This window comes from Ramlibacter ginsenosidimutans, assembly GCF_016654015.1.
GTDB lineage: Bacteria > Pseudomonadota > Gammaproteobacteria > Burkholderiales > Burkholderiaceae_C > Ramlibacter > Ramlibacter ginsenosidimutans.
The window spans coordinates 297,828-321,936 of sequence record NZ_JAEPWM010000002.1 but is presented as its reverse complement, the minus strand read 5'-3'; the positions used below and the strand labels follow the sequence as shown (position 1 = coordinate 321,936).

The 24,109-nt window shown below is 68.9% G+C and carries 23 protein-coding genes; 10 read left to right on the top strand and 13 right to left on the bottom strand.

Going from position 1 to position 24,109, the window contains the following annotated elements; all coding sequences use genetic code 11:
- Together JJB11_RS07435 and JJB11_RS07430 are read right to left on the bottom strand one after the other, a co-directional pair.
- Entirely contained in the window at positions 1–1,038 is a 1,038-nt protein-coding gene (locus JJB11_RS07435; RefSeq protein ID WP_201167851.1) for a GTP-binding protein, read from the bottom strand.
- On the bottom strand, positions 1,038–2,282 hold the full coding sequence (locus JJB11_RS07430; RefSeq protein ID WP_201167848.1) for an LVIVD repeat-containing protein: 1,245 nt from the start codon (positions 2,280–2,282) through the stop codon (positions 1,038–1,040). Before JJB11_RS07430 ends, JJB11_RS07435 begins: the two co-directional genes overlap by 1 nt.
- An 80-nt stretch (positions 2,283–2,362) precedes the next feature.
- Here JJB11_RS07430 and JJB11_RS07425 point away from each other — a divergent pair, with 80 nt between their 5' ends.
- A complete protein-coding gene (locus JJB11_RS07425) occupies positions 2,363–3,346 on the top strand; it encodes a tripartite tricarboxylate transporter substrate-binding protein (protein WP_201167845.1) in 984 nt (327 codons plus the stop codon).
- A gap of 9 nt (positions 3,347–3,355) precedes the next feature.
- Entirely contained in the window at positions 3,356–4,039 is a 684-nt protein-coding gene (locus tag JJB11_RS07420; protein WP_201167842.1) for a TetR/AcrR family transcriptional regulator, read from the top strand.
- Positions 4,040–4,047: 8 nt separating this feature from the next.
- Here JJB11_RS07420 and JJB11_RS07415 read toward each other — a convergent pair whose 3' ends face one another.
- A complete protein-coding gene (locus JJB11_RS07415) occupies positions 4,048–5,037 on the bottom strand; it encodes an NAD(P)-dependent oxidoreductase (RefSeq protein ID WP_340643143.1) in 990 nt (329 codons plus the stop codon).
- A gap of 3 nt (positions 5,038–5,040) precedes the next feature.
- Positions 5,041–5,991: a LysR family transcriptional regulator gene (locus JJB11_RS07410; protein WP_201167836.1), complete on the bottom strand. Its 951-nt coding sequence runs from the start codon at positions 5,989–5,991 to the stop codon at positions 5,041–5,043.
- A gap of 116 nt (positions 5,992–6,107) precedes the next feature.
- Here JJB11_RS07410 and JJB11_RS07405 point away from each other — a divergent pair, with 116 nt between their 5' ends.
- From JJB11_RS07405 to JJB11_RS07370, 8 genes are read left to right on the top strand one after another with little or no spacing between them, the layout of a single operon-like run.
- On the top strand, positions 6,108–7,169 hold the full coding sequence (locus tag JJB11_RS07405) for a Gfo/Idh/MocA family protein (RefSeq protein WP_201167834.1): 1,062 nt from the start codon (positions 6,108–6,110) through the stop codon (positions 7,167–7,169).
- 31 nt (positions 7,170–7,200) lie between these two features.
- Positions 7,201–8,184 (top strand): Bug family tripartite tricarboxylate transporter substrate binding protein, encoded by a 984-nt coding sequence (locus JJB11_RS07400; protein WP_201167832.1) that lies wholly within the window; start codon positions 7,201–7,203, stop codon positions 8,182–8,184.
- 16 nt (positions 8,185–8,200) lie between these two features.
- Complete coding sequence (locus tag JJB11_RS07395) at positions 8,201–9,316, top strand: Gfo/Idh/MocA family protein (protein ID WP_201167830.1); 1,116 nt, start codon at positions 8,201–8,203, stop codon at positions 9,314–9,316.
- A gap of 2 nt (positions 9,317–9,318) precedes the next feature.
- Positions 9,319–10,314 carry a Gfo/Idh/MocA family protein gene (locus JJB11_RS07390; protein ID WP_201167828.1) on the top strand — a complete coding sequence of 332 codons (996 nt, stop codon included), beginning with the start codon at positions 9,319–9,321 and terminating at the stop codon, positions 10,312–10,314.
- 5 nt (positions 10,315–10,319) lie between these two features.
- Positions 10,320–11,405, top strand: a complete 1,086-nt coding sequence (locus JJB11_RS07385) for a flavin reductase (RefSeq protein WP_201167826.1) — start codon at positions 10,320–10,322, stop codon at positions 11,403–11,405.
- Positions 11,406–11,419: 14 nt separating this feature from the next.
- Complete coding sequence (locus JJB11_RS07380) at positions 11,420–12,517, top strand: LLM class flavin-dependent oxidoreductase (RefSeq protein ID WP_201167824.1); 1,098 nt, start codon at positions 11,420–11,422, stop codon at positions 12,515–12,517.
- The gene (gene pcaD / locus JJB11_RS07375; RefSeq protein ID WP_201167822.1) at positions 12,514–13,311 is read left to right on the top strand and encodes a 3-oxoadipate enol-lactonase; all 798 of its coding nucleotides are present in this window, start codon (positions 12,514–12,516) and stop codon (positions 13,309–13,311) included. The genes JJB11_RS07380 and pcaD overlap by 4 nt, the downstream gene beginning before the upstream one ends.
- Before the next feature lie 24 nt (positions 13,312–13,335).
- On the top strand, positions 13,336–14,436 hold the full coding sequence (locus JJB11_RS07370) for an amidohydrolase family protein (RefSeq protein ID WP_201167819.1): 1,101 nt from the start codon (positions 13,336–13,338) through the stop codon (positions 14,434–14,436).
- A 24-nt stretch (positions 14,437–14,460) separates the two neighbouring features.
- Here the strand turns inward: JJB11_RS07370 and JJB11_RS07365 are convergent, their stop codons facing one another.
- The 9 genes from JJB11_RS07365 to JJB11_RS07325 are packed head-to-tail and all read right to left on the bottom strand — an operon-like array spanning position 14,461 to position 24,108.
- Complete coding sequence (locus tag JJB11_RS07365; protein WP_201167816.1) at positions 14,461–16,557, bottom strand: molybdopterin cofactor-binding domain-containing protein; 2,097 nt, start codon at positions 16,555–16,557, stop codon at positions 14,461–14,463.
- Positions 16,557–17,027, bottom strand: a complete 471-nt coding sequence (locus JJB11_RS07360) for a (2Fe-2S)-binding protein (RefSeq protein ID WP_201167813.1) — start codon at positions 17,025–17,027, stop codon at positions 16,557–16,559. The genes JJB11_RS07365 and JJB11_RS07360 overlap by 1 nt, the downstream gene beginning before the upstream one ends.
- Before the next feature lie 2 nt (positions 17,028–17,029).
- Complete coding sequence (locus tag JJB11_RS07355) at positions 17,030–17,743, bottom strand: ATP-binding cassette domain-containing protein (RefSeq protein WP_201964686.1); 714 nt, start codon at positions 17,741–17,743, stop codon at positions 17,030–17,032.
- The gene (locus JJB11_RS07350; RefSeq protein ID WP_201167812.1) at positions 17,736–18,476 is read right to left on the bottom strand and encodes an ABC transporter ATP-binding protein; all 741 of its coding nucleotides are present in this window, start codon (positions 18,474–18,476) and stop codon (positions 17,736–17,738) included. The genes JJB11_RS07355 and JJB11_RS07350 overlap by 8 nt, the downstream gene beginning before the upstream one ends.
- Positions 18,473–19,471 (bottom strand): branched-chain amino acid ABC transporter permease, encoded by a 999-nt coding sequence (locus JJB11_RS07345; protein ID WP_201964685.1) that lies wholly within the window; start codon positions 19,469–19,471, stop codon positions 18,473–18,475. Before JJB11_RS07345 ends, JJB11_RS07350 begins: the two co-directional genes overlap by 4 nt.
- Entirely contained in the window at positions 19,468–20,328 is an 861-nt protein-coding gene (locus tag JJB11_RS07340; RefSeq protein ID WP_201167810.1) for a branched-chain amino acid ABC transporter permease, read from the bottom strand. The genes JJB11_RS07345 and JJB11_RS07340 overlap by 4 nt, the downstream gene beginning before the upstream one ends.
- Before the next feature lie 3 nt (positions 20,329–20,331).
- Complete coding sequence (locus JJB11_RS07335) at positions 20,332–21,573, bottom strand: ABC transporter substrate-binding protein (protein WP_201167808.1); 1,242 nt, start codon at positions 21,571–21,573, stop codon at positions 20,332–20,334.
- Between the two features lie 31 nt (positions 21,574–21,604).
- The gene (locus JJB11_RS07330; protein ID WP_201964684.1) at positions 21,605–23,389 is read right to left on the bottom strand and encodes a CocE/NonD family hydrolase; all 1,785 of its coding nucleotides are present in this window, start codon (positions 23,387–23,389) and stop codon (positions 21,605–21,607) included.
- 8 nt (positions 23,390–23,397) lie between these two features.
- Positions 23,398–24,108 carry an ABC transporter ATP-binding protein gene (locus JJB11_RS07325; RefSeq protein ID WP_201964683.1) on the bottom strand — a complete coding sequence of 237 codons (711 nt, stop codon included), beginning with the start codon at positions 24,106–24,108 and terminating at the stop codon, positions 23,398–23,400.
- Position 24,109: the final 1 nt, after the last annotated feature.

The window sequence follows — 24,109 nt, the reverse complement described above, 5'->3', positions numbered from 1 at the left end:
TCAGGACGCCGCCGCCGCGACGGCGTCGAAGAGGTTGCGGATCGTCCGCTCCTCGATCCGGCGCGTGATGAACACGAGCCGCGTGTCCGTGTCCGCGCTCGGCCAGCGGTCCAGTTCCACGGGCTCGTGGAACACGTGCTGCACGCCTTGCACCACCACGGGCTTGCCTTCCACGTTGACGATCCCCTTCACGCGCAACAGGTCGGGCCCGCGCAGCGTGGTCAGCAGTTCCATCGCGGCGGAGAAGGCGTTCCAGGTGAAGGGACGCTCGAAGCGCAGCGACAGCGTGCGGATTGCCGGATCGTGCGGCGGCGTGCGGCGCAGGCTGCGCTCGCCCTGGCCGCCCTCGCCTTGCAGCGGTTCGCCGAGGAAGCTCAGGGTCTGCGCGCCCGCCCGCGTGCTGGCGAGCCCGAGGTTGGTCAGTTCGCCCGGCGCGATCTCGCCGTTCACCAGCAGCGAAACGCGCGCGCCCGGGTTCAGCGACTCGACCGCGGAGCGCAACGCTTCCACCTGGGCGGCGCTGGCGATGTCGCTCTTGGTGATGAACACGCGGTCGGCCAGCGCGATCTGCTTCACCGCCTCGGGCTGCTGCGCGAGCTGCGTGGCGCCGTTCACCGCGTCGACCAGCGTCACCACGCCATCGAGCCGGTAGTGCGTCGCCAGCATGGTGTCGCTGGAGAGCGTCTGCACGACGGGTGCCGGGTCCGCCAGCCCCGTCGTCTCGATCACCACGCGGTCGAAGTCGGCGATCGCCCCGGCGCGCCGCTGGCCGAACAGCTCGCGCAAGGTGTCCTGCAGGTCGGTGCGCACGGAACAGCAGATGCAGCCGTTGGCGAGCAGCGAGATGTTCTCGGACGCGGTGGCGACGATGTCGTGGTCGATGCCGATCTCGCCCACCTCGTTGATCACCACGGCCACGCGCTTCATGTCCGGGTGCCGGACCAGTTTCGCGAGCAGCGTCGTCTTGCCGGCGCCGAGGAAGCCGGTGAGCAGCGTGACCGGGATGCGCCCGGCCAGCAGGTCGCGTCCGCCGTCCACTAGATGTTCATCTCCAGTACGTACAGCCCGCCGGTGAAGCGGTCCACCGCGTAGACGATGCGGCGCTCGTCCACGTACACGTCGTTGATCTGCACGGCGCCGGCGGGCGACAGGCGCGGCGCACCGGGCACGAAATACGCGATCTCCTCCACGCGGTACGGGTCCTTCGTGTCGTACACGCGCACACCGGCGTTGAACCAGCTGCCGACGATGATGGTGTCGGAGCGGAACGAGGCCGGCCCCGGCAGGTTCTCGTGCAGGTTGTGCGCTCCGAAGCGGCCGCCGCGCTTCGCGAACGCCTGGTGCGGCGGCGCCGGAAAGGTGCCGATCGGCACCGGGTTCGCTTCGCTGCGTGCGTCCAGCATCCAGATCAGCTTGGGCCAGTCTTCGCCGTTGTCCAGCACGCATTCGTCGCTGACGATCCAGAGCTTGCGCTCGAACAGCGGCAGCACCGTGTGCGTGAAGCCGTTGAAGGGCGGCGAGTGGTTCCACTTCGACACGACCTTCATGTTCGACAGGTCGGAGATGTCCAGCACGATCAGCCCGCCGTCGATGTAGCCGAGGAAGGCGCGGTCCGGCCGCTCGGGGAAGACGTTGGTGTTGTGCGTGCGGAAGCCCATGTCGAAGGGCTTGGGCAGGCGCGCCGGCGCCGGCGCCTCGTCGCCTTCGCGTGTGCCTGGATACCACCAGCGCCCCACTTCGCGCGGCTTCGTCGGGTCGGACACGTCCAGCACGCGGTAGAACTGGTCGTCCAGCGGGTTGCGCGGCGTGAAGTCGGGCGCGCCCGCGGACATGTGGATGGTCTTGCCGTCCACGAACCACAGCGCGTGCACCCCGCGCGAATGCGGGCCCGAGCAGTCGAAATGCGAAATCAGCTTCGGCGACTCCGGCGTGCTGATGTCGAACAGGTCCACGCCCGCGGGCTTCAGCCCGGGCACCTGCGTCTGGTAGGCGACCGCGAGGATGTCGCCGACGACGTCCAGCGAATTGGAGCGCACCTTCATGTGAGGCAGCTCGGTCTGCACCACCAGCTTCGGGTTGCGCGGATCCGTGACGTCCACGCCCGTGAAATTCTTGGGGGCGGATTCGTGCGCGAGCCAAAGGATGCGGCGGCCGTCGCGCGCGAGCTGCACCGACATGCCCTCGCCCAGGCCGCCGAAGCCGCCGAGCTCGTGCTGCGCCAGCAGCTTCATGTTCAACGACAAGGTCTGGTCGGGACGACTGGCGGCGGAGGTCTTGAGCATGAGGGAAAGTGGGGATGCTTATTTAGCAAACGATCATATAGCCTGCACGGGATCGGCACACGCCGCAAGGAGGCAAACCAGTGCGAACCCCATTCACCCGCCGGGCGCTGCTCGCCGCCTCGGGCGCGGCCGCCCTGCTGGGCTGCGCCACCGCCGCGCAGGCCCAGTCGTTTCCCGCCAAGCCCGTGCACCTGGTCGTGACCTACCCGCCGGGCGGCAGCTCGGACCTGATGGCGCGCATCATGGGCGAGAAGCTCAGCGAGGTGTGGAAGCAGCCGGTGATCATCGAGAACCGGCCGGGCGCCGCCGGCTCCATCGGCATGGACTACGCAGCGCGCCAGCCGGGCGACGGCTACACCTTCGTGATCGGCAACCTCGGGCCGGCGCTGGTCAACCCGATCATCCAGAAGGTCCCGTACAGCATGGAGAAGGACTTCGTGCCCGTGTCGCTCGTGGCGACCGGGCCGAACATCCTGGTCGTGCCGATGGCTTCGCCGTACAAGACCCTGGCCGACCTGGTGAACGCGGCGCGCGCCAAACCGGGCGTCATCAGCTTCGGCACGAGCGGGCCCGGCAGCATGTCGCACCTGAGCGGCGAGCTGCTGATCCGGCAGGCCGGCATCAAGCTCAACGCGGTGCCCTACAAGGGCGGCATCCTCGCCGTCAACGACGTAGTCGCCGGACACCTGGACATGATCGTCTCGGACGCGCTGCCGGTCTCGCAGTTCATCAAGGCCAACCGCGTGCGCCCGCTCGCCATCACCAGCGACAAGCGCTCCCGCCTCTTCCCCGACATTCCCACGTTCGGCGAAGGCGGCGTCCCCGGCTTGGTGGCGGACAACTGGTGGGGCGTGTACCTGCCCACCGGCACGCCGGCCCCCGTGGTCGCTGCCTACCAGCAGGCGCTGGCGAAGGTGATGGCCGAGCCCGACGTGAAGGAGAAGTTCGCGCAACTCGGCGTGGAGGCGATGGCCACCAGCCCGTCGGAATTCCGCAGCTTCCTCGCCGCCGAACACGCCAAGTACAGCAAGCTCGTGGCCGACAACGGCATCAAGGGCGAATAAGATCAGTGGATGACCGAGCCCAAGCGCCAGAGACTGTCGCCCGCCGACCGCGAGCGGCAGATCATCGAGGGCGCCATCGCCTACTTCGCGGAAACCGGGTTCTCCGGACAGACCCGCGAGCTCTCCAAGCGCCTGGGCATCACCCAGCCGCTGCTGTACCGCTACTTCGAGAACAAGCAGGCGCTGGTGGACCGCGTCTACGAGACCGTCTTCGCCGGCCGCTGGGACCCGAGCTGGATCGCCCTGCTGCAGGACCGCGAGCAGCCGCTGCGCGAGCGGCTCGTCGAGTTCTATCGCCGCTACTCCGAGGCGACCTACCGGCCGGAGTGGATCCGCATCTACATGCACGCGGGCCTGTCCAGCCCCACGCTGAACCGCAAGTACATCCAGCTGGTGCGGCGCGAGCTGCTGCCCGTGATCGCGCGCGAGCTGCGCCAGCACTGCGGGCTGGCCGATACGAACGCGCCGGTGTGCGAAGAGGAGATCGAGTTCGTGTGGAACCTGCACGGCGGCATGTTCTACCAGGCGCTGCGCCGGCACGTGTACCGCACGCGGATCAACGTGGACTTCATGAAGCACGTGGGCTTTGCCGTGGACAACTTCCTCGCCGGGGCGGCGGTCACCTACCCGCGGCTGTTGCAGGAGTTCGCGCCCGCGGCGTTGGAGCCGCGCAAGCTCAAGCGCGTGCGCTGAGCGCGCACTCAGCCCTTCCTGCGCGCCTTCGGCTTCGGCCCGCCGATCATGTGCTCCAGCACCGAGTACACGGCCGCCGTGTCGTCCTCGCCGTGCCCCAGCGCCATGGCGGCGTTGTAGATCGGCAGGCTGGCGGAAAAGAGCGGCGCGGGCGTGTCGGTGCGCTGCAGCGCCTCCTGGATCAGGCGCATGTCCTTCTGCCAGATCGCCACCTTCATGGTCGCCTGGTCCCAGCTGCGGTCCACCATCATGGGGCCGCGCACCTGGAACATGCGCGAGCCGCCGGCGCCGTCCGCCACCACCTTGACGATCTGCGCGGCGTCCAGCCCCGAGCGCTCGCCCAGCAGGATGGCTTCCGCGGTCGAGAGGTTGTGGATCGCGACCAGCAGGTTGGCGACCAGCTTCATGCGGATGCCATTGCCGAAAGCGCCGACGTCGTAGCGCACGCGCGCGAAGCCGTCGAACACGGGCGCGAATTCTGCAATGTCCTTCGCGTCGCCGCTCGCATAGACCGCGAGGTCGCGATTCACGGCCTGCGCACCGGTGCCGGAGAGCGGGCAATCGAGCAGCACCAGCTGGCCGCCGGCGAGCGCGTCACGCGCGCGCAGCTTCGCCGTCTCCGGCAAGGTGCTGGTCTCGGCCAGGATGCGGTCACGCACGCCGGAGGACAGCACCTCCTCACACACGGCGTCGAGCGCCTTCTCGCTGGGCAGCGACAGCACGATCCGACCGCAGCGCTCGGCCACTTCGGCGGCGCTGGCGCACGGCGTGCCGCCCGCGGCGCGCAGGCGCTTGCGCGCCGCGGCGACCGGGTCGAAGCCGAAGACCTCGAAGCCGGCCTTCACCAGGTTCGCCGACATGGCCGACCCCATGATGCCGAGGCCGATCACCCCGACGGCGGCGGGACGCTCGCTGCGCCCGTGCGCAGGCTGCTTGTTCTTGCTGGTGGACGCGCGGGACATGGCGGCAATTCCTGTGAGGTTCGAAGTGGCCGCGATTGTCTACGAGCGTTCGCGTTTCGGCTTCGAGGGTTTGCGCGACATCCGTGCCTGCAGGCGAAAAGCGCCCGCATCGGAGAGGTCGGAGAACTGGCGGGCCAACGTCTCGGCCACCTGCCGGATGGCGGGCGTGTCGCGGCCGGACAGCGGCTGCGCGATAACCAGCAGCCGGTGCAGGCTGGCATGCGTGACGTGGAAGGCGTCGAGCCGGTGTTCGCGCACGTCCTCGTGGAACGTGGACGCGGGCATCAGCGTGATCGCCTGGCCGCGCATGACCATGCGCCGGATCGCCTCGACCGAATCGATTTCAGCTGCGACGTTCAGTGCGCGCCCATGCCTGTGCAACTGCTCCTCGATGACGGTGCGCAATCCCGAGGTGACGACCACCGGCTCGTTGCACAGTTCGTCCAGGCTGAAGAAGGGCTGGATGCCGCGCGCCCCCGGCGGCGTGACGACCAGGATCTCCTCGGACACCGACGGCTCCTGCCGCAGCATGGTCGTGCGCGGCGGGTTGGTCAGCACCGCGAGGTCGATGCGGCCGGTGAGCAGCAGGTCCAGCAAGGTGGAACTGAAGCCCTCGACGATCTTCAGCTGGATGCCTGGCGCGTCCATCGCCGTCTGCGCCAGGCAGTCGGGTGCGAGCAGGGGAGCGAGCGTGGGCGACAGGCCCAGGCTCACGGCCCCGGACAATTCGCCTCCGCCCTCGCGCGCATCGGAGCGGGCGAACTCCACTTCGCGCACGATGCGCCGCGCGCGGTCCAGGAAGCGCCGCCCCGCGGGCGTGAGCTGGATTCCGCGCGGCAGGCGGTTGAACAAGGTGCAGCCCAGTTCCTCCTCGAGGGCCTGCACCTTGCGCGAGAGCGCCGATTGCACCAGGCCGAGTTCGCCGGAGGCGCGCGTGATGCTGCCCAGTTCAGCGGTGAGGATGAAGCATTTCAGGTCGCGGAGGTCCATGGCGGCGGCAGGCGAGGCATCCCATTCTTGCATGGGTCCGATGCCGACATGTCGTTGGTAAGAGGCTGCGCATTTCCCTAGCATCCATGCCCACCCGACATTCCCCAGGAGCAAGCATGACTTCCATCGACGTCGCGATCATCGGCACCGGCTGGTGCGGCGGCATCCGCGCCGAGACACTGGCCCGCCACCCCTTCGTGAACGCGCTGCACATCGCCGAGAACCGGCCCGAGCGCCTGGCCGAGGTGAAGGCGTTGGTGAACGCCAGGACAGCGACCACCGACTGGCACGAGATCGTGGCGAACGACCGCATCGCGGCCGTGTACATCTCCGCGACGCCCGAGACCACGCACTACCCGATGGCCAAGGCCTGCCTGCAGGCCGGCAAGCACGTGTTCCTGGAAAAGCCGATCGCGATGACGCTGGAAGAGGCCGACGAGCTGATCGCGCTCGCCCGGGCGAAGAAGCTCAAGTTCACCATCGGCTACTCGCAGCGCTTCAACACCAAGTTCGCCTACGTGCGCAAGGCGATCCGCGAAGGCTCCATCGGCACGCCGGTGAGCGTGCTCGTGTCGCGCCACATCAGCCGCGCGCTGGGCAAGAAGATCACCGGCCGCACCAAGCTGTCGCCGGCCGCCATGGAGTCCACGCACGACCTCGACTTCGTGCTGTGGTGCCTGGAGCCCGCCAAGCCGGTGCGCGTCTATTCGCAGAACACCTTCGGCGCGATCAAGGCCGCGAGCGGCACGGATACGCCGGACCTGCAGTGGATCAACGTCACGATGGACAACGGCGTGAGCTTCGTCGTCGGCGGCGGCTGGAGCCTGCCCCCCAACTACCCCAACTTCTCCACGACGTGGATCGAGATGATAGGCACCGAGGGTGCCGTGTTCGTCGACGACAGCCATCGCGACGTGGTGGTGCGCAGCATGAAGGACGGCATGCAGCTGCCCATGTCGTCCATGCCCGGCGAGAAGGTGGAACACGTGTGGGCCGGACCGATGTCCGCCGAGACCAACCACTTCCTCGAAGCCGTGGTACGCGACGAGCCGGTGATGGTCACGCCGGAGCACGCGCGCATGGTGATGGAGCTGTACATCGCCGCGGACCTTTCCGCCGAGACCAACCTGCCCGTCACGCTGCCGCTCGCCCGGCCGCAGCTGGCCAGGGCGGCCTGAGCGCGGCGGACCACAACAACAGGAGACAAGCATGAACACCATCCGCCGCTCCTTCCTCGCCGCCGCGGCCGCCACGTTGCTGGCGGCCGCCCCCGTGCTCGCCCGGGCCGACACCTATCCCAGCAAGCCGATCCGCGTGATCGTGCCGTTCGCGCCCGGCGGCGCGTCCGACTTCGTCGCGCGCATCCTGGCGCCGCGCCTGCAGGCGGAGCTGGGACAAACCATCCTCATCGACAACCGCGCGGGCGCGGCGGGCAACATCGGCATGGAGATGGCCGCCCAGGCCGCGCCGGACGGCTACACCGCCTTTCTCGGCAACGTGGGCACGCTGGCGATCAATCCCGCGATCTTCGGCAAGAGCCAGCGCGTCACCGCGGTGGACTTCGCCCCTGTGTCGCTGGTAGTGAATGCGCCCGACATCATGGTGGCCAACCCGGCGGTCCCCGGGAAGACGGTAGCCGAATTCGTCGAGCACGCGCACAAGACGCCGGGCATGAGCTTCGCGTCGCCCGGCAGCGGCAGCCTCAATCGCCTGGAGATGGAGCTGTTCCGGCAGGAAGCGAAGCTGGACATGACGCATGTCCCGTACAAGGGCGGCGCCGGCCCCGCGATCACCGACGTCGTGGGCGGCCACGTGCCCGTGATGTTCGTGCCGGTACCTGCCGCCATGCAACTGGTGAAGGCCGGCAGGCTCAAGCCGATCGCAGTCGCGAGCGCACAGCGCCTGACGACGCTGCCCGAGGTGCCCACGCTGGCCGAGTCCGGCTATCCCAAGGTGGTCGGCGGCTCGTGGCAGGCCGTGATGTTCCCGAAGGACACGCCGCCCGCCGTGATCGCGCGCTGGCACGAGGTGCTGCTGAAGGTGCTCGCGCGTGACGACGTCAAGGCCGACCTGCTCAAGGGCGGTGTCGAGACCATGACCAGCGCTTCGCCCAAGGAGCTGGCCGACTTCATCCAGGAAGAGGCCAGGCGCTGGGGCACGGTGGCCAAGGCCTCCAACGCCACCGCCGACTGACACGAAGGATCACAGCATGACCGTTGCATCCCGTCCCATCGGCCTGGCCGTCATCGGCGGCGGCCGCGTGGGCCTGTTCCGCGGCGAAGTCGCCGCGCGCCACCCGCTCGTGAAGTGGATCGGCCTGGCCGAACTCAAGCCGGACCGCGCCCAGGAAGTCGGCCGCAAGATCGGCGCGAACTTCGTGACGGCCGACTACAAGGAACTGCTCGCGCGTCCCGAAGTCGACGCCGTCATCATCGCCACCGACGAACACCTGCACGTCGCGCCGGTGCTCGAGGCGGCGCGGCTGGGCAAGCCGATGCTGATCGAGAAGCCGCTGGCCACGCGCGCGACCGAGTCGCGCCAGGTGATGGAGGAGATCGCGAAGGCGAAGGTCGACGCGGTCGTCGGCTACACCCAGCGCTTCCGCCGCCGCTGGCTCGCCGCCAAGGAGAAGGTGCGCACCGGCGCGCTGGGCGAGGTGACGCTCGTGACCAGCCGCGCGTTCATGAACCGCCTGGTGGCCATCGACAACTACGTGCGCACGGACGATCCGTCCAGCATCTCGCCCATGGTGATCTCCGGCACGCACGCGCTGGACATCGTGATGTGGATGATGGAAGGCAAGCAGCCCGTCGAGGTCTACGCCAAGTCCAACGACAAGGCGCTCGGCCCGCAGTACAAGGGCATCGACTGCACGGCGGGCATGATCACCTTCTCCGACGGCAGCGCCTACCACCTGAGCATCAACTGGGCGCTGCCCGTGACCTGGCCGGGCGCCGTGTACAGCCTGGACGTCGGCATCGTCGGCACCGAAGGCGTGCTGACGATCGACGACACCCATCGCGACATCGTGCTCGCGGTGTCGAAGCCGCAGATGACGGGCTATGCGCCGGACAAGCAGCGCCTCGTCGACTTCATGGGCAGCTACCCACCCGGCGACATGGCGCTGGGCGAACTGCGCGGCCCAATGCGCGACGAGACCGAGTCGTGGCTGAACCGCGTGGGTGCGGGCTGGACGACGCAGGCTGCGACCGCGCTCGAAGCGCACCGGAACCTGATCCTCACCAAGGCGCTGGACCTCTCGGCGAAGACCGGCAAGCCGGTGCGCTGCGAGGATTGGGCCACGCTCGAATCCAGGCTGGACTGAACATGCTGAACATCGCCGTCGTGGGCCTGGGTTGGTGGGGCCGCATCATCGTGGACCTGGTGGGCCAGAGCGACAAGCTGCGCGTGGTGCGCGTCGCCGACGTGAACCCGCAGTCGGAAGCGTTCGCGCGCGAGCGCGAGCTGCCGTACTCGCCGCGCTTCGAAGACGTGCTGGCGGACCCCAAGGTGCAAGGCGTGGTGCTGTGCACCCCGCATTCGCAGCACACCGACCAGATCGTCGCCGCCGCGCAGGCGGGCAAGCACGTGTTCTGCGAGAAGCCGCTGTCCATGTCGCGCGCCGACGTGCTGCGCGCCGTCGCTGCCGTGGAAAAGGCAGGCGTGGCGCTGGCCGTGGGCCACGAGAAGCGCTTCGAGCCCCCCGTACAGGAGATCATGAAGCTGGTGAAGTCGGGCGCGCTGGGCACGCCGCTGCAGGTGGAAGCGAACTTCAGCCAGGACAAGTTCCTCGCGCTCGCGAGCGACAACTGGCGGCTCTCCGGCAAGGAGGCGCCGGCCGGCCCGATGACGGCCACGGGCATCCACCTGCTCGACCTGTCGGTCGGCGTGTTCGGCGAAGCGGACACCGTGCATTGCAGCGTCAAGCAGCTGGGGAGCCCGCTCACCAACGGAGACACGCTGGCCGCGCTGGTGACCTTCAGGAAGGGTGGCCATGCGCTGATCAGTGCGATCCTCGCGACGCCTTTCGCCGGCCGCTTCGCCGTGTACGGCTCGCAAGGCTGGGCCGAGGTGCGCGACAAGACCCACCCGGAAGCGCCGCAAGGCTGGACGCTGACGACGCACCTGCGCGGAGGCGAAGCGACCGCTGTCGACATCGCGCCCGCGCCGGCCGTGTTGTTCAACCTCGAAGCGTTCGCCGACGCCGCCGAAGGCCGCGCGCCCTACCCGGTGCCGCGCGAGCAGATGATCGCCAACGTCAGCGCGCTCGAAGCGATCTTCCGCTCCGCGAAGAGCGGCGCCATCGAGAAGGTGGAAGGCTGAAAGCCATGGCCATGCCCTTCGACTCCCGTGAGCTGCGCCAGGTCCTGGGCTCCTTCGTCACGGGCGTCACGGTGATCACGACGGTGGATGCCAAGGGCCAGCGCCACGGCCTCACGGTCAACTCGTTCAGTTCGGTGTCGCTGGATCCGCCGCTGATCCTGTGGAGCCAATCGCTCAGCGCGCCCAGCCACCCCGTGTTCCGCGACGCCGAGCGCTTCGTCGTCAACATCCTCGCCGACGACCAGGTGGCGGTCTCCAACCGCTTTGCGCGTGGCGGGGACGACAAGTTCGCGGGCTGTGCAACCGATCCCGGCCTCGGCGGCGTGCCGCTGATCCGCGGCAGCGCGGCGTGGCTGGAATGCAAGCGCATGGACTCCTTCCGCGGCGGCGACCACATGGTCTTCCTGGGCCAGGTGGAGCGCATCGAGCGCAGCGCGCGGCAGCCGCTGGTGTTCGGCGGCGGGCGCTACCTCGTGGCGCAGGCGCACGACCTCGGCACGCTGCTCACCGACAGCGGCCCCAACATCGCGCGACTGGGCGCCGTGCGCGTGGCGACGCGCGCGCTGGTGGACCTGTCCGACGAACTCGACGAAACGCTGGGCCTGGGCGTGTGGGGCAACCACGGCGCCACGATCGTGCGCTGGGAGGAGTCGAAGCAGCCCGTGAGCGACAACCTGCGCACCGGCCTCGTCCTGCCCGTGACCACGTCGGCCACCGGCCTCGCCTTCGCCGCATGGCTGCCGCCGGAACTGACGGAGCCCTTCATCACCGCGGAAGCGAACGAGCAGAAGCAGGCCAACCACGTCCCGCGCACCGAAGGCCTCGCGCAGCGCCTGGAGGAGATCCGCCGCCTCGGCTTCGTGCGCCTGGTCGGCATCGACGATTTCAGCGATCTCTATGGCGGCAGCATCAGCGCGCTCAGCGTGCCGGTGTTCGACCCCGACGGTGCGATGGTGCTGGCGCTCACGGCGATCGGCGCGTCCGACCGGCTGGACACCAGCGAGACCGGCAAGGTGGTGAGCGGCATGCGCCGCTGCGCCGAAGAACTCACCCAGAGACTGCGCGGCAGTCCCGCGCCCTCGAAGAACTGAAGCAAGGAGTCCCAATGAAACTCGGCATGTTCATGATGCCCCTGCACCCGCCGGGCCGCAATGCCACCGAAACGCTGGCGGAAGACCGCGAGGCCTTCCTGCTCGCGGACCGCCTCGGGTACTGCGAAGGCTTCGTCGGCGAGCACGTGACGGACCTGGCGGAGAACGTGACCTCCTGCCTGATGTTCCTGGCGAGCCTCGCGCACGAGACCAAGAACATCGTGCTGGGCAGCGGCACCATCAACATGCCGAACAGCCATCCCGCCGCGATCGCCGCACAGGTTGCGATGCTGGACCACATCCTCAAGGGCCGCTTCATCATGGGCATCAGCCCGGGCGGTCTGATGTCGGATGCCGAGGTGTTCGGCAACTACCAGAAGAACCGCAATGCGATGTTCGTCGAGAGCATCAACATGGTGCTGAAGATCTGGGAGAGCGAGGGGCCGATGGACCTGCAGGGCGAGTTCTTCAAGGTGTCGACCAGGCAGACCGCGATCCCCGAGATCGGCCAAGGCCTGATCCTCAAGCCTTACCAGCGCCCGCATCCGCGCGTCGTGGGCACGGCGGTGGCGCCGTTCTCCGCGGGCGTCACCGAGATGGCCAAGCGCGGCTGGCAGCCGATCTCCGCCAACTTCCTGATGCCGCCGTGGGTGAAGAGCCACTGGCCCAAGTACGTGGAAGGGCGCGCAGCCGTCGACGCCAAGGCAGATCCCTCCGAGTGGCGCGTGGCCAAGTCGATCTTCGTGGCGGACGACGAGAAGACGGCGCAGCGCTACGGCAAGACGGCCGAAGGCCCTTACCACTTCTACTTCAAGCAGCTCACCCGCAAGCTGGTCGGCGGCGGCCGCGCCAACCTGTTCAAGCTGGACCAGTCGCAGCCCGATTCGGAGATCACGCCCGAGTACGTCACCGACAAGCTGGTGATCGCGGGCACCGTCGACAGCGTCGTCGAGCAATTGCTGGCATTCCGCGAGGAGATCGGCGACTTCGGCACGCTGCTCTATGCCTGCCACGACTGGAAGGACCCGGCGCTGGGCAAGCGCTCGATGGAGCTGATGGCCACGGAAGTCATGCCGCGCGTGAACGCGGCGATCGCGAAGGAGAAGCAATGAAAACGGACGGAATTCGCAAGCTTCGCATAGGAACGCAGGACGTCGCGGTCCTGGTCGAAGGGCCCGAGGACGCGCCCCCCGTCGTGCTCGCGCATGGCATCCAGGCGGATCACCGCGTCTGGGACGGCGTGGCGCAACGCCTGGCGCCGCGCTACCGCGTCATCCGCTACGACTTGCGCGGCCATGGCGGCAGCAGCGCGCCGCCGGCGCCGTACACACTGGAGCAACTCGCCGACGACGTACCGGCGCTGCTGGACGCGCTGGGCGTGCGCAAGGCGCACCTGGTCGGCACCTCGCTGGGCGGCATGCTGGCGCAGCAGGTCGGCATCCGCCACCGCGACCGCCTGCTCTCGCTCACGATCGCCAACACCGCCGCGGTGCAAGGCGCGGCCAAGGCCTGGGACGAGCGCATCGCCCTCGCACGCCAGTCGGGCATCGCGCCCCTGATCGAACCCACCTTGCAACGCTGGTTCACGCCGGGCTTCCTGCAGCAGCGGCAGAAAGAGGTGGCGCGCATCCGCTCCATCATCGAAGGCACCAGCATCGAGGGCTTCGTGGGATGCGCCGCCGCCGTGCGCGACCTGTCCCAGCTGGAACAGCTGAAGTCCATCCGCGTGCCAACCCTGGTGATCGTCGGCTCGGAGGACAAGGGCACGCCGCCGGAGCTGGGCCGGCAGATCGCGGACGCGATCCCGGGCGCGCAGCTGGTGGTGCTGCCGGCCGCGCACCAGGCGGCCGTGGAAGTGCCGCAGGCGTTCGCCGACGCCTGGCTGCAGTTCGCCGATCGGCTCTGAGACTAGTCGAACAAGGAGACAACGATGACGACGAACCGCAGGTCCTTCCTCGCCGGCAGCGGCAGCACGCTGGCTGGCCTCATGTTCTGCAGCTGCGGGCTGCTGCACGGGCGCCAGGCGCGCGCGCAGACCGTGGCACCGCAAGCGCCGGCGGTGCGGCGCGGCCGCAGCAAGGTCAAGACCATCGACGTGCACACGCACTGCTTCTTCCAGGACGCGATCGACCTGATGGGTGCCGACGCGAAGGGCGTGTTGCCGCCGGTGAAGGGCATCCCGGAACACTTCATCGTCGTCGAGAAGCGCATCCAGGCCATGCAGGCGCAAGGCATCGACCTGCAGGTGCTCAGCATCAATCCCTTCTGGTACCGCAAGGACGTGGACACGGCGCGGGCGATCTGCAAGATTCACAACGAGAAGCTGGCGGAGCTGACCGCCTCCCACCCCGACCACTTCGCGGCCTTCGCCTCGCTCACGCTGCAGGACCCGCAGATCGCCGTGCAGCAGCTCGAGGAAGCGGTACGCAAGCAAGGCCTCAAGGGCGCGGCGATCGGGGGCAGCTTCAACGGCGAGGACTTCTCCAGCGCGAAGTTCCACCCGATCTGGGCGAAGGCGGAGGAACTCGGGGCCGTCCTCTTCATCCATCCGCAGAGCACGCCGGAACTGGGCAAGCGCCTCGCGGGCAACGGCTGGCTGTCGAACGTGATCGGCAATCCGCTGGACACGACAATTGCGCTGAACAAGCTGATCTTCGAAGGCACGCTGGACAAGTTTCCCGGCCTCAAGGTGCTGGCGGCGCACGGCGGCGGTTACTTCGGCTCGTATGCGCCGCGCTCCGACCGCAGCTGCTACGTGTCGCCCAGCAACTGCAATCCGGAGATCGCGCTGCGCAAGCACCCGTCCGAGTACCTGAAGCAGATCTACGTGGACTCGCTGGTGTTCACCGGAGAAGGCCTGCACCACCTCGTCGCCGAAGCGGGCGCGAGCCAGGTCATGATCGGCACCGACCACCCGATTCCCTGGGAAGAGCACCCGGTGGACCACGTGCTGAATGCGCCGCTCACCGACGCGCAGAAGGATGCGATCCTGGGGCTCAATGCGGCGAAGCTGCTGAACATCCGGACTTGAGGTTGCGGCCCGCGGGCCGCTTCTTCACGCGAGCAGCTGCAGCAGCCGCGCGCGATCCAGCGGCAGGTCGCACGCGCGCTGCCCGATCGCGACCGACACCGCGTTCGCGATCGCGGCGGCGGCCGGGCCTTGCGCCGTCTCGCCGGCGCCCACCGTGGGATGCTCGCGCGCGCCAACGAACTCCGTCGTGATCCCGGGCACGTCCGCGAAGCGCAGGATCGGATAGGTCTCCCAGCCGGTCGCGACCGGCCGCGCGCCCTCGAAGCGCACCGCCTCCAGCGTCGTCCAGCTCAGCGCCTGCAGCAGGCCGCCCTCGACCTGGTTGCGGGCGCCGTCGGGGTTGACGACCAGCCCGGCGTCGACCGCGCACCAGAAGCGGCGCACGCGCACCGTTTCCTCCAGCGCCACCTCGGCGACCACGGCGCAATAGGCGCCGCGCTCCTTGTAGCGCGCCAGCCCGATGCCGCGCGTGAGGGGATCGCCCGCGGACCCGGGACCCGTCCAGCCGCAGATGGCCAGTACATGCTCCAGGACGGCGATGGCGCGCGGATCCTGCAGGTGGCGCAGGCGGAACGCGGCCGGGTCGCTGCCCGCGCGTTGCGCCAGTTCATCCATCATGCCTTCGATGGCGAGCACGTTCGCGAACGCGCCGAGCGCACGCAAGGCGGAGGTGCGCACGTGCGTGGTGGCGAGTGCGAGCGAGAGACCGCGCTCGCCCACGGCGTAGATCGGTCGCGCATTGCGGGTGGCGCCGCCGCCGCGCGCCTCCGGCACTTCGAGGTCGCGCTGGCGTTCCAGCGCGGGATCGATCGCGGCGGCCGCAAGCAGGTTGGGCGTGCCGCCGACGCCGGGCCGCATGTTGTGGCTGGTGCTGCGCACGTGCGTGCTCCAGGAGGCGATGCGGCCCTGCGCGTCGAGCGCCGCGCGGATGCGCACGGCCATGGGCGCCCCGAGCGGGCCCTCACGCAGCTCCTCCTCGCGCGACCACTGCACGCGCACCGGCGTGCCAGGCAGGGCGACCGCGACCAGGGCGGCATCGAGCGCCGCATCGTCCGCGCCGTTGTGGCCGTAGCAGCCCGCGCCCGCGACGTGCTGCACGTGGATGGTCTCCGGCGCCCGCTGCAACACCTGCGCGATCGCATCGCGCAGCGGGAAGATGCCCTGGCTGTGCGACCACACCTGCAGCACCTCGCCCTGCTGCCAGGCCAGCGCGCAGCTCAGGCCGATGGACGCGTGCGCGATGAAGGGCCGAGTCCAGGTGAGTTCCACCGCTTCGCCCGCGTCCGCCGGCGCCGGTTCGATCACCGACTCTTCGGCCGGCTGGCGCTGCAGCCAGCCGGCAGCGTCGTCACCGACCTCCGGCAGCGCGGGGCTGTCCCACTGCACGCACGAGCGCAGCACCTGAGCGGCGGCACGGGCCGCGCTTTCGCTCGCCGCGACGCAGGCGAGGAAATCGCCGATGCGGATGCAGCGGGCCTGCGGTGCGCGCTGCGTGAAGCGCTGTGCATCGAAGTTCGCGATGCGGGCGCCGCGCACGGGCAGGCGCAGCGCCACCGCGTGCTGCAGGCCCGGCAAGGCGAGGTCCTGGATGAAGGCGCCGCCCGCGAGCTTGGCGCGCAGGTCCACGCGCGGCAGCGGCGTGCCCACGCTGCCGCCCGGCTGCGCGGGCGCCATGCGGTCGGCTGCAGTCACGGGCTTCAGCAACAGCTGGCGCCCGTGCCGCCAGTAGTTCCAGCCCAGGCTCTGCTCGCGGTGGCACACGAAGCCCTCGCGCACCGTGAGTTCGTCGATCGGCAGGGCGAACTCCAGCGCGGCCGCCTCCATCAGGCGCCAGCGCACCACGGCGCCCAGCGTGCACATCACGGGGCCCGACTGCTCCAGCGACAGGCTGCCAACGGTGAAGCCCTCGTTCGGCCAGCGGTGCGTGGAAGCCGAGCGCATGTCCACCTGCGCGGGCGCCACGCCCAATCCGTCGGCGATCAACTGCGTCAGCGCGGTGAGGATGCCCTGGCCCAGTTCCACCTTGCCGGTGCGCACCGTCACGCGTCCCGGCGTCTCGAAGGCGAGCCACAGCGCAGGATCGGGCTGCGCGGCCAGCGCAGGCGGCAGTTCGAGGTCCATCAGCGCGCACCCCGGGTGGCCTGCCACGCGGATTCGACCGCAGCCAGGATGCGCGGGTGCGCCCCGCAGCGGCACAGGTGCCCGTCGAGCGCCTGCACGATCGCGGCGGGCGAGCCGTCGTCGGACGTACGCAGGAAGGCGAGCGAGCGCACCAGGATGCCGCTCAGGCAGAAGCCGCACTGGCCCGCCTGCAAGCGCTCGAAGGCGGCGAGCAGCGCGCGGCCCTCCTCACTCTGCTCCAGCGCTTCCACGGTGCTCACGCTGCTGCCCTGCAGGTGGCCGACCTCGGTCTGGCAGGCGTAGCGCGGCGCGCCATCGACCAGGACCACGCAGGCCCCGCAGCGCTCCTGGCCGCAGCCGTAGCGCGTGCCCTTCAGTCCCAGCGCGTGGCGCAAGTGCTCCACCAGCATGTGGCGATCGTCCTGCGCGACCTCGCACGACCGGCCGTTGACGCTGAACTGCACGCCCATGGTCAGATCACGCTGAGATGGGCGGTGGCGAGCTCGGGTGCGGCCTGCACCTCCGCCGCCGTTCCGCGCAAGGCCACCGCGCCGGTGTTGAGGATGACCACGTCGTCGGCGAGCGTCATCGCCAGCTTGAAGTTCTGCTCCACGAGCAGGATGGACAGGCCTTCGGCCTTCAGCCGCGCGATGCCCTCCGCCACCTCGGCGACGATCAGCGGCGCGAGACCCTCCGAGGGCTCGTCGAGCAGCAGCACTTCGGGATTGCCCATGAGCGCGCGGCCGATGGCGAGCATCTGCTGCTCGCCTCCGGAGAGCGTGCCCGCGCGCTGGCGGTGGCGCGGCTTGAGTTGCGGGAACAGCTCGAACACCCGCTCGATGTTCCAGGATTTCCGGCCCGACTCGCGCGCCTGCGCCGCCACGGACAGGTTCTCCTGCACCGAAAGGCTGGGAAACACACGCCGCCCTTGCGGCACCAGCCGGATGCCGCGGCGCGCGATCGCTTCCGGCACCTGCGACTCGACCGGTTGCCCATCGAGCAGCACGCGGCCGCCCGTGGGCTTGAGCAGGCCTGCGATGGACAGCAGCGTGGTGCTCTTGCCCGCGCCGTTGCGACCCAGGAGGGCCAGCAGGCTGCCGCGCCGCAAGGCCAGGTCGATGCCGTGCAGCACGTGGCTGCGCCCGTAATGCGCGTGCACGCCCTGCAGCACCAGTGCGTCAGGCACCAAGGTACACCTCCCGTGTGCGCGGGTCGGAGACCACCGCCTCGCGGTCGCCTTCGACGATCAACTGCCCGTAATGCAGCAGCGAGATGCGTTCCGCGAATTCCAGTGCCATGTCCATGTCGTGTTCGATCATGACGATCGTGGTCTCGCGCGGGATCGCCGCGATCAGCTCGCCCACGATCACGCGTTCATCGCGCGAGAGTCCGGCCAGGGGCTCGTCCAGCAGCAGAAGCCTCGGCTTCTGCGCCATGGCGACCGCGATCTCGACCCGTCGTTGCTCGCCGTACGAGATCTCGCCCGCGAGCGCCTGCGCGCGATGCGCGAGGCCCACGGTGTCCAGTATCGCCAGGGCACGATCGTGTACTTCGTGCTCGGAAGCCAGCGTGCGCAGCGGCTCGAAGCGGCGGCGGTCCACGCCCAGGATGCCCAGCACCACGTTGTGCAGCAGCGTGTCGCGCGCGAACAGCGTGATCACCTGGTAGGTGCGGCTCACGCCCAGGTGCGCCCGGCGGCGCACGGCTTGCCGCGTCACATCCTGCCCGAACAGGTGGATGCTGCCGCCGTCGCTGGAGATCTCGCCGGCGATCTGGTTGAACAGCGTCGTCTTGCCGGCGCCGTTGGGGCCGATGATGAGGCGGCGCTCGCCCGGCTGCACCGTCATCGACACGTCCTGCGTGACGGCGATGCCGCCGAAACTCTTGCGCAGGCTGCGCAGTTCCAGGGCCGCCGTCATGCGCGCCCTCCCCGCACGCGGCGCCATGCGCTCGTGAGTCCCGCCACCAGGCCCGCCGGCATGAAGATCACGATGAACAGGAACACCAGGCCCAGCATCATGTTCCAGCGCTCGATGAAGGCGGAAGCGTAGTTCTTGAGGATGACCACGATCACCGCGCCGAGCGCGGGGCCGTACACGGTGCCGGCGCCGCCCGCGATCACGCTCAGCAGCGCTTCGGCCGAGACCGGCACCGCCGTGACGCTCGGGTGGATGTACTTGTTGAACCAGACGTACAGCAGTCCGGCGACGCCGGCGAAGAAGCTCGAGATCACGAAGGTCGTCCAGCGGATCGCCCACACGTGGTAGCCGAGCGCCTCCATGCGGCGCGGCTGGTCGCGCGTGCCGCGCAGGCTGGCGCCGAAGGCCGACTCGACCAGCCGCTTCATCAGCCAGATGCACAGCGCGCCCACCAGCAGCGAGAACCAGTAGTAGTTGTTGCTGAGGTCCAGGTTCCAGCCGAAGGGATGCGGGCGCGTGAGGCCGGAGATGCCGTTGTCGCCGTTCGTGACGTTCACCAGCCGGTAGGCGAGGCCCCACACGATCTGCGACAGGGCCAGCGTGAGCATCAGGAACCCCAGGCCGGTGGCCCGCAGGGAGATCCATCCGAACAGCATGCCCATGAGGGTGGTGACCAGCAGTGCCGCGGGCGCCGTGATCGCGTGGCCCAGCCCCAGCTTGGTCGCGAGCCACGCGCTCGTGTACGCGGAGATGCCGAGGAAGGCCGCATGTCCGAGCGACGTCAGGCCGCCGTAGCCCGCCAGCAGGTTCAGGCTGGAGGCGAACACCACCGCGATGATCACCTGGCTGGCGAGGTTGACGAAGTATTCGCCGATGGCGAACGGCAGCAGCGCGAGCAGTGCGAGCGCGATCAGCGGAAGGACGCGCGCCAGCGAGGGCGAGCGACGCAACGGCGTGACGATCATTTCGCTCTCGGTCCCCGGAATGGCGCTCATGCCAGAGCCCGCCCGAACAGCCCTTGCGGCCGGAAGGCCAGCACCACCACCATCGGCAGGAACAGCACGACATAGGCGAGGTCGGGCACGAGGAAGATGCCGAAGGTGTAGATGAAGCCCACGATGAAGCTGGCGATGAAGGTGCCGGCGAGGCTGCCGATGCCGCCGAGGATCACCACGATCAGGGCGAGCGGCAGCATTTCGGAGTCGAGGCCCGGATAGGCGTTGAAGATGGGACCGCCCAGCGTGCCGCCCAGGCCGGCCAGCGCGGAACCGAGGCAGAACACGATCGTGAACAGGCGCGAGGCCGGGATTCCGACGGCACGGGCCATCGGCATGTCGTCGACGCCGGCGCGGATCATCGCGCCCAGGCGGGTGCGCTCGATCAGCAGGTACAGCAGCAGGGCAGCGACGATGGCGATGGCCAGGACGACCAGACGGTACATCGGAAAGGTGAGGCCGAACAGGCGCAGTGGCGCCTGCAGCAAGGCGGGCGTCTGCACGGGCAGCGGATCACCGCCCCAGATCATCAGGCAGGCGTCCGCCGCGACGAAGGACAGGCCCAGCGTGGCCAGCACCTGCCCTTGCGCGTTGTTGCCCAGCCGCCTGAGGATCAGCCGCTCTATGAGGCCGCCCAGCACGCCGACGCAGACCATGGCGGCGACCGCCGCGACCAGCAGGTTGTGGCCCGCGCGCACGGCGACCGCCGCCACGTACGTCCCGATCATGAAGAGCGAGCCGTGCGTGAGGTTGGCCACGCGCATGAGGCCGAAGATCAGGGCGAATCCCGACGACAGCATGAACAACAGCCCGCCGAGGGCGAGGCTGTTGAGGGTCTGGATGGCCCAGATCTGCATGGACTAGTTCTCCAGGTTCTTCGCCGGCGGCCAGTCGCGCGAATACACCGGGTTGCCGAGGAAGGCCTTGGGATCGTACTTCCAGAACTGGCTCACGTTCGGGTAGGTCTTGACCACCGCATTCACCAGCCGGCCTTCCTTGCGCTCGACCTGGCGGATGTACACGTCGCCCACCACGTTGCCGTATTCGTCGAAGTGCACCGGCCCGCGGCAGGTCTGCACGTTGGTCTTCCTCAGCGCCGCCATGAACGCGTCCTTGTTCGCGACGTTGCCCTTCACCGCGTTGAGCGCTGCCTCGAGCACGGAGCCGTTGGTGTAGGTCGCCGCGGCATAGAAGCCGGGGTCGTAGCCGAAGGCCTTGCGGAAGGCGGGAGCGAAGCGCGCGTTGATCGGGTTCGCGAGTTCGGCCGAGTACCAGCAGGAGGTCTGGATGCCCAGCGCCTCGTCGCCCATGTTGCGCAGCACCGATTCGTCGATGGCCGTCATGCCGCCGACGATGGCGAGCTTGCCCTTGAGGCCGTACTCGTTGAACTGGCGGATGAAGCGGAAGCCGTTGGAGCCCGCGAAGCCGAGGAAGATCGCGTCGACGTTGGTCTTCAGCTGCGCCAGGAAGCTGCCGTAGTCCGGCGCCGTGAGCGGCGGGAACATCTTCTGCACGATCTTGCCGCCGCCCTCTTCGAACACGCGCTGGAAGCCCGCGTTCATCTCCTGGCCATAGGCGATGTCGTCGGCGATCACGGCCATGCGCTTGTACTTCAGGTCGTTCACGCAGTGGTCCGCCATCACGTGCGAGCACTGGGCCGACGACGAGGTGGCGCGCACGAACCAGGGATTGGGCTTGCGCTGCGTCATGTCCTCGGCCGCGGCGACCGACAGCGTGGGGATCTTGTGCTGGCGGATGTAGTCGTCGATCGCGAGCGCCTCGAAGGCGGCGAGCGGCCCGATCAGCAGGTCGACCTTGTTCAGCTCGACCAGCTCCTGCGTCTTGGCCTTGGCGGTCGCCGGCACGCCGCCGGTGTCGGCGACGATCAGCTGGATCTTGCGGCCCGCGAGCGTGTCATTGCGCTCCTTCAGGTACATCTGCATGGCGCGTTCCATGTCGATGCCGCCGGAGGCGAGCGGACCGGTCTTCACCGTCAGCAGGCCCACGCGCACCGGTTCGGCCTGCGCCATGGCGAGCCCGGGCAGGCTCACGCCGGCGGCCGCGGCAGCGGCCCCCTTCAACAATTCGCGTCTGCTTTGCATCTTCGTCTCCTGTAGTTCGTGAAGGAAAGGCTCAGGGCGCCGGGATCACCGGCAGGACCAGCCAGGCCGGATGCGCCGGGCCGAAATGCAGCGTCGTGCGGCCGGCGAATTCGCGCGCCGGGCGATCGCGCGGATCGTCGTGCAGGAAAGGGCCGCAGCCGCGCAGCTCGTTCTTGAAGTTCGAGAGCTTCAGGCCCGTCTTCTCCGCATACACATAGTCGCGGCCGCGCACGGTCAGCGCGATGCGGCAGCCCGCCGGCACGACGATGGAGGTGGGCCACAGCTCGATGTCCAGTTCCACCGGCGCACCGGGCGTGAGCTTCTGCTCGCGCGCATGCGTGTGGTACGGCCGGCCTTCGCGCGAGAGCTGCGCATCCAGTTCGCGGTGCGAGGCGCGCAGCCAGCCTTGCGCGACCGGCGTGTGCGGGTCGATCGCACCGGCGAAGGTCACCTCGCGCAGGTCTGCGGTGAAGACGCGGAAGACGAGGAACAGGTCGGCGTCGGTGGTGGAAGAGGACGCCCAGAGCTTCGCCGCCAGCGGTCCGGTGATCTCGGTTGCTTCGGGCAGCGGCTCGGAGAGGAAGGTCAGGCCGTCGCCTTGCGCGTCGAAGGACAGTGTAAACGGGGTGCTGGGGTTCGCTGCGCTCACCGCCAGCCTACGGTCCTGCGGCTCACCAGGTAGGCTGGTGGTGAGCGCAGCGAACCCCAGCGTTCCCTCGGGCGCCAGGTGCAGCTTCGTCCACTGCGTGCGCGCGATCGGCCACTCGCGCTCGGTGCGTTCCTCGAAATGGTCGACATGCCGCACCTGCAGGCGCACCGGCGGCTCCTCGTCCCAGCCCGTGCGCTCGCCTTTCAGGAAATGCCCGAAGAAGCGCTTCTGGATGGCGAGCCCGTAGTCCGTGTAGAAGTGCGTCCAGTGTTCCAGCCCATGCATCTCCAGCCACTTCTGCGAGGAGGCGGCGCGCATGAAGGCTTCCGTGTTGCCGCGCAGGTGCAGCCCCTGGCCGCCCCAGTTGCCGGCGGAGAGAAAGGGCACGGTGATGCGGTCCCACTGCGCCGAACGCTCGCGGTGATAGTCGTCCTCGAGGGGGTGGGCCAGGATGTCGTCGCCGAAGCTGCAGCGGTTGGCCGCGAGCTGGGCATCGGACATCGTCTCGTCACCGCAGACGGCCAACGCGGGGTTCGCACGGCTGCGGGGACCGCGTTCGCCCAGGCCGTACTGCACGGTCTTCACCTGCATGTCGTACCAGTTGGCCCAGAAGGTCGACAGGATGCCGCCGTGGTGCGTCATGTCGCGGTACCAGTCGGCCGCGCCTTCCCAGATGCACATGGCCGCCAGGTGCGGCGGTTGCAGGCCGGCCACCTGCCACTGGTTGATGCCGAAATAGGAGACGCCGGACAGGCCGACCTTGCCGTTGCACCAGGGCTGCACGCCGGCCCATTCGATGCAGTCGTGGAAGTCGCGCGTCTCGCGCGGCGAGAAGTGGTCCACGTAGCCCGGCGACCGGCCGCAGCCGCGCGAGTCGACGCGCACGCAGACGTAGCCATCGGGCACCCACTTCTCGGGGTCCACCACTTCCCAGTTCTGGTACAGGTTGGACGAGCCGTGCGGCACGTCCGGGTGGTCGGCCACCATCTTCTGCCAGGCGCTGGGATAGCCATCCTGGAAGGCGAGCCCCTTCGCGTACGGTCCGTAGCTGAGGAGGACCGGATAGCGCCCTGCGCGCGCGGGCCGGAACACGTCGGCGCGCAGCACGGTGCCGTCGTCCATCCGGATGCCCACGTCCCAATCGATCTGCATGTCTTCGTTCGGCATCGCTGTCCTCATACTGCGCAGTAGCGGTTCTGGATGTCCTCGTCGGCCAGCAGCGCGGCGGCGCCGCCCGTGTGCACGACGCGGCCCTGGTCCAGGATGTAGGCGCGGTCGGAGATGCCGAGCGCGCGTTCGACGTTCTGCTCCACCAGCAGGATCGTGGTGCCCTGATCCTTCAGGCGCGAGAACAGCACGAACATCTCGTGGACCAGCAAGGGCATGATCCCTTCCGACGGTTCGTCCAGCAGGATCATGCGCGGACGCGCCATCATCGCGCGCGCGATCGCCAGCATCTGCTGCTCGCCGCCGGACAGGGAGGTCGCGTCCTGCGCCAGCCGCTCCTTCAGGCGCGGGAAAGTCTCGGCGATCTCGTCGATCATCGCGTCGCTCTCGCCGCGGCGCGAGCTGGCGATCAGGCCCAGTTGCAGGTTCTCGCGCACCGTGAGGCCGGTGACGATGCGCCGGTCCTCCGGCACGTACGCCAGCCCCAGGTGGTAGCGAACGTGCGCGGGCCGGCCCTGCAGCTCCTGGCCGTCGAAACGGATCGCGCCGGAACTGCGCGCGAGCAGTCCCATGAGCGTGCGCAGCGTGGTGGTCTTGCCGGCGCCGTTGCGGCCCATCAGCGTGACGATCTCGCCCGCGTGCACCTCGAACGAGATGTCCTGCACGACGTGGCTGCGGTCATACCAGGCATTCAGGTTGCGTACTTCGAGCAATGCCATG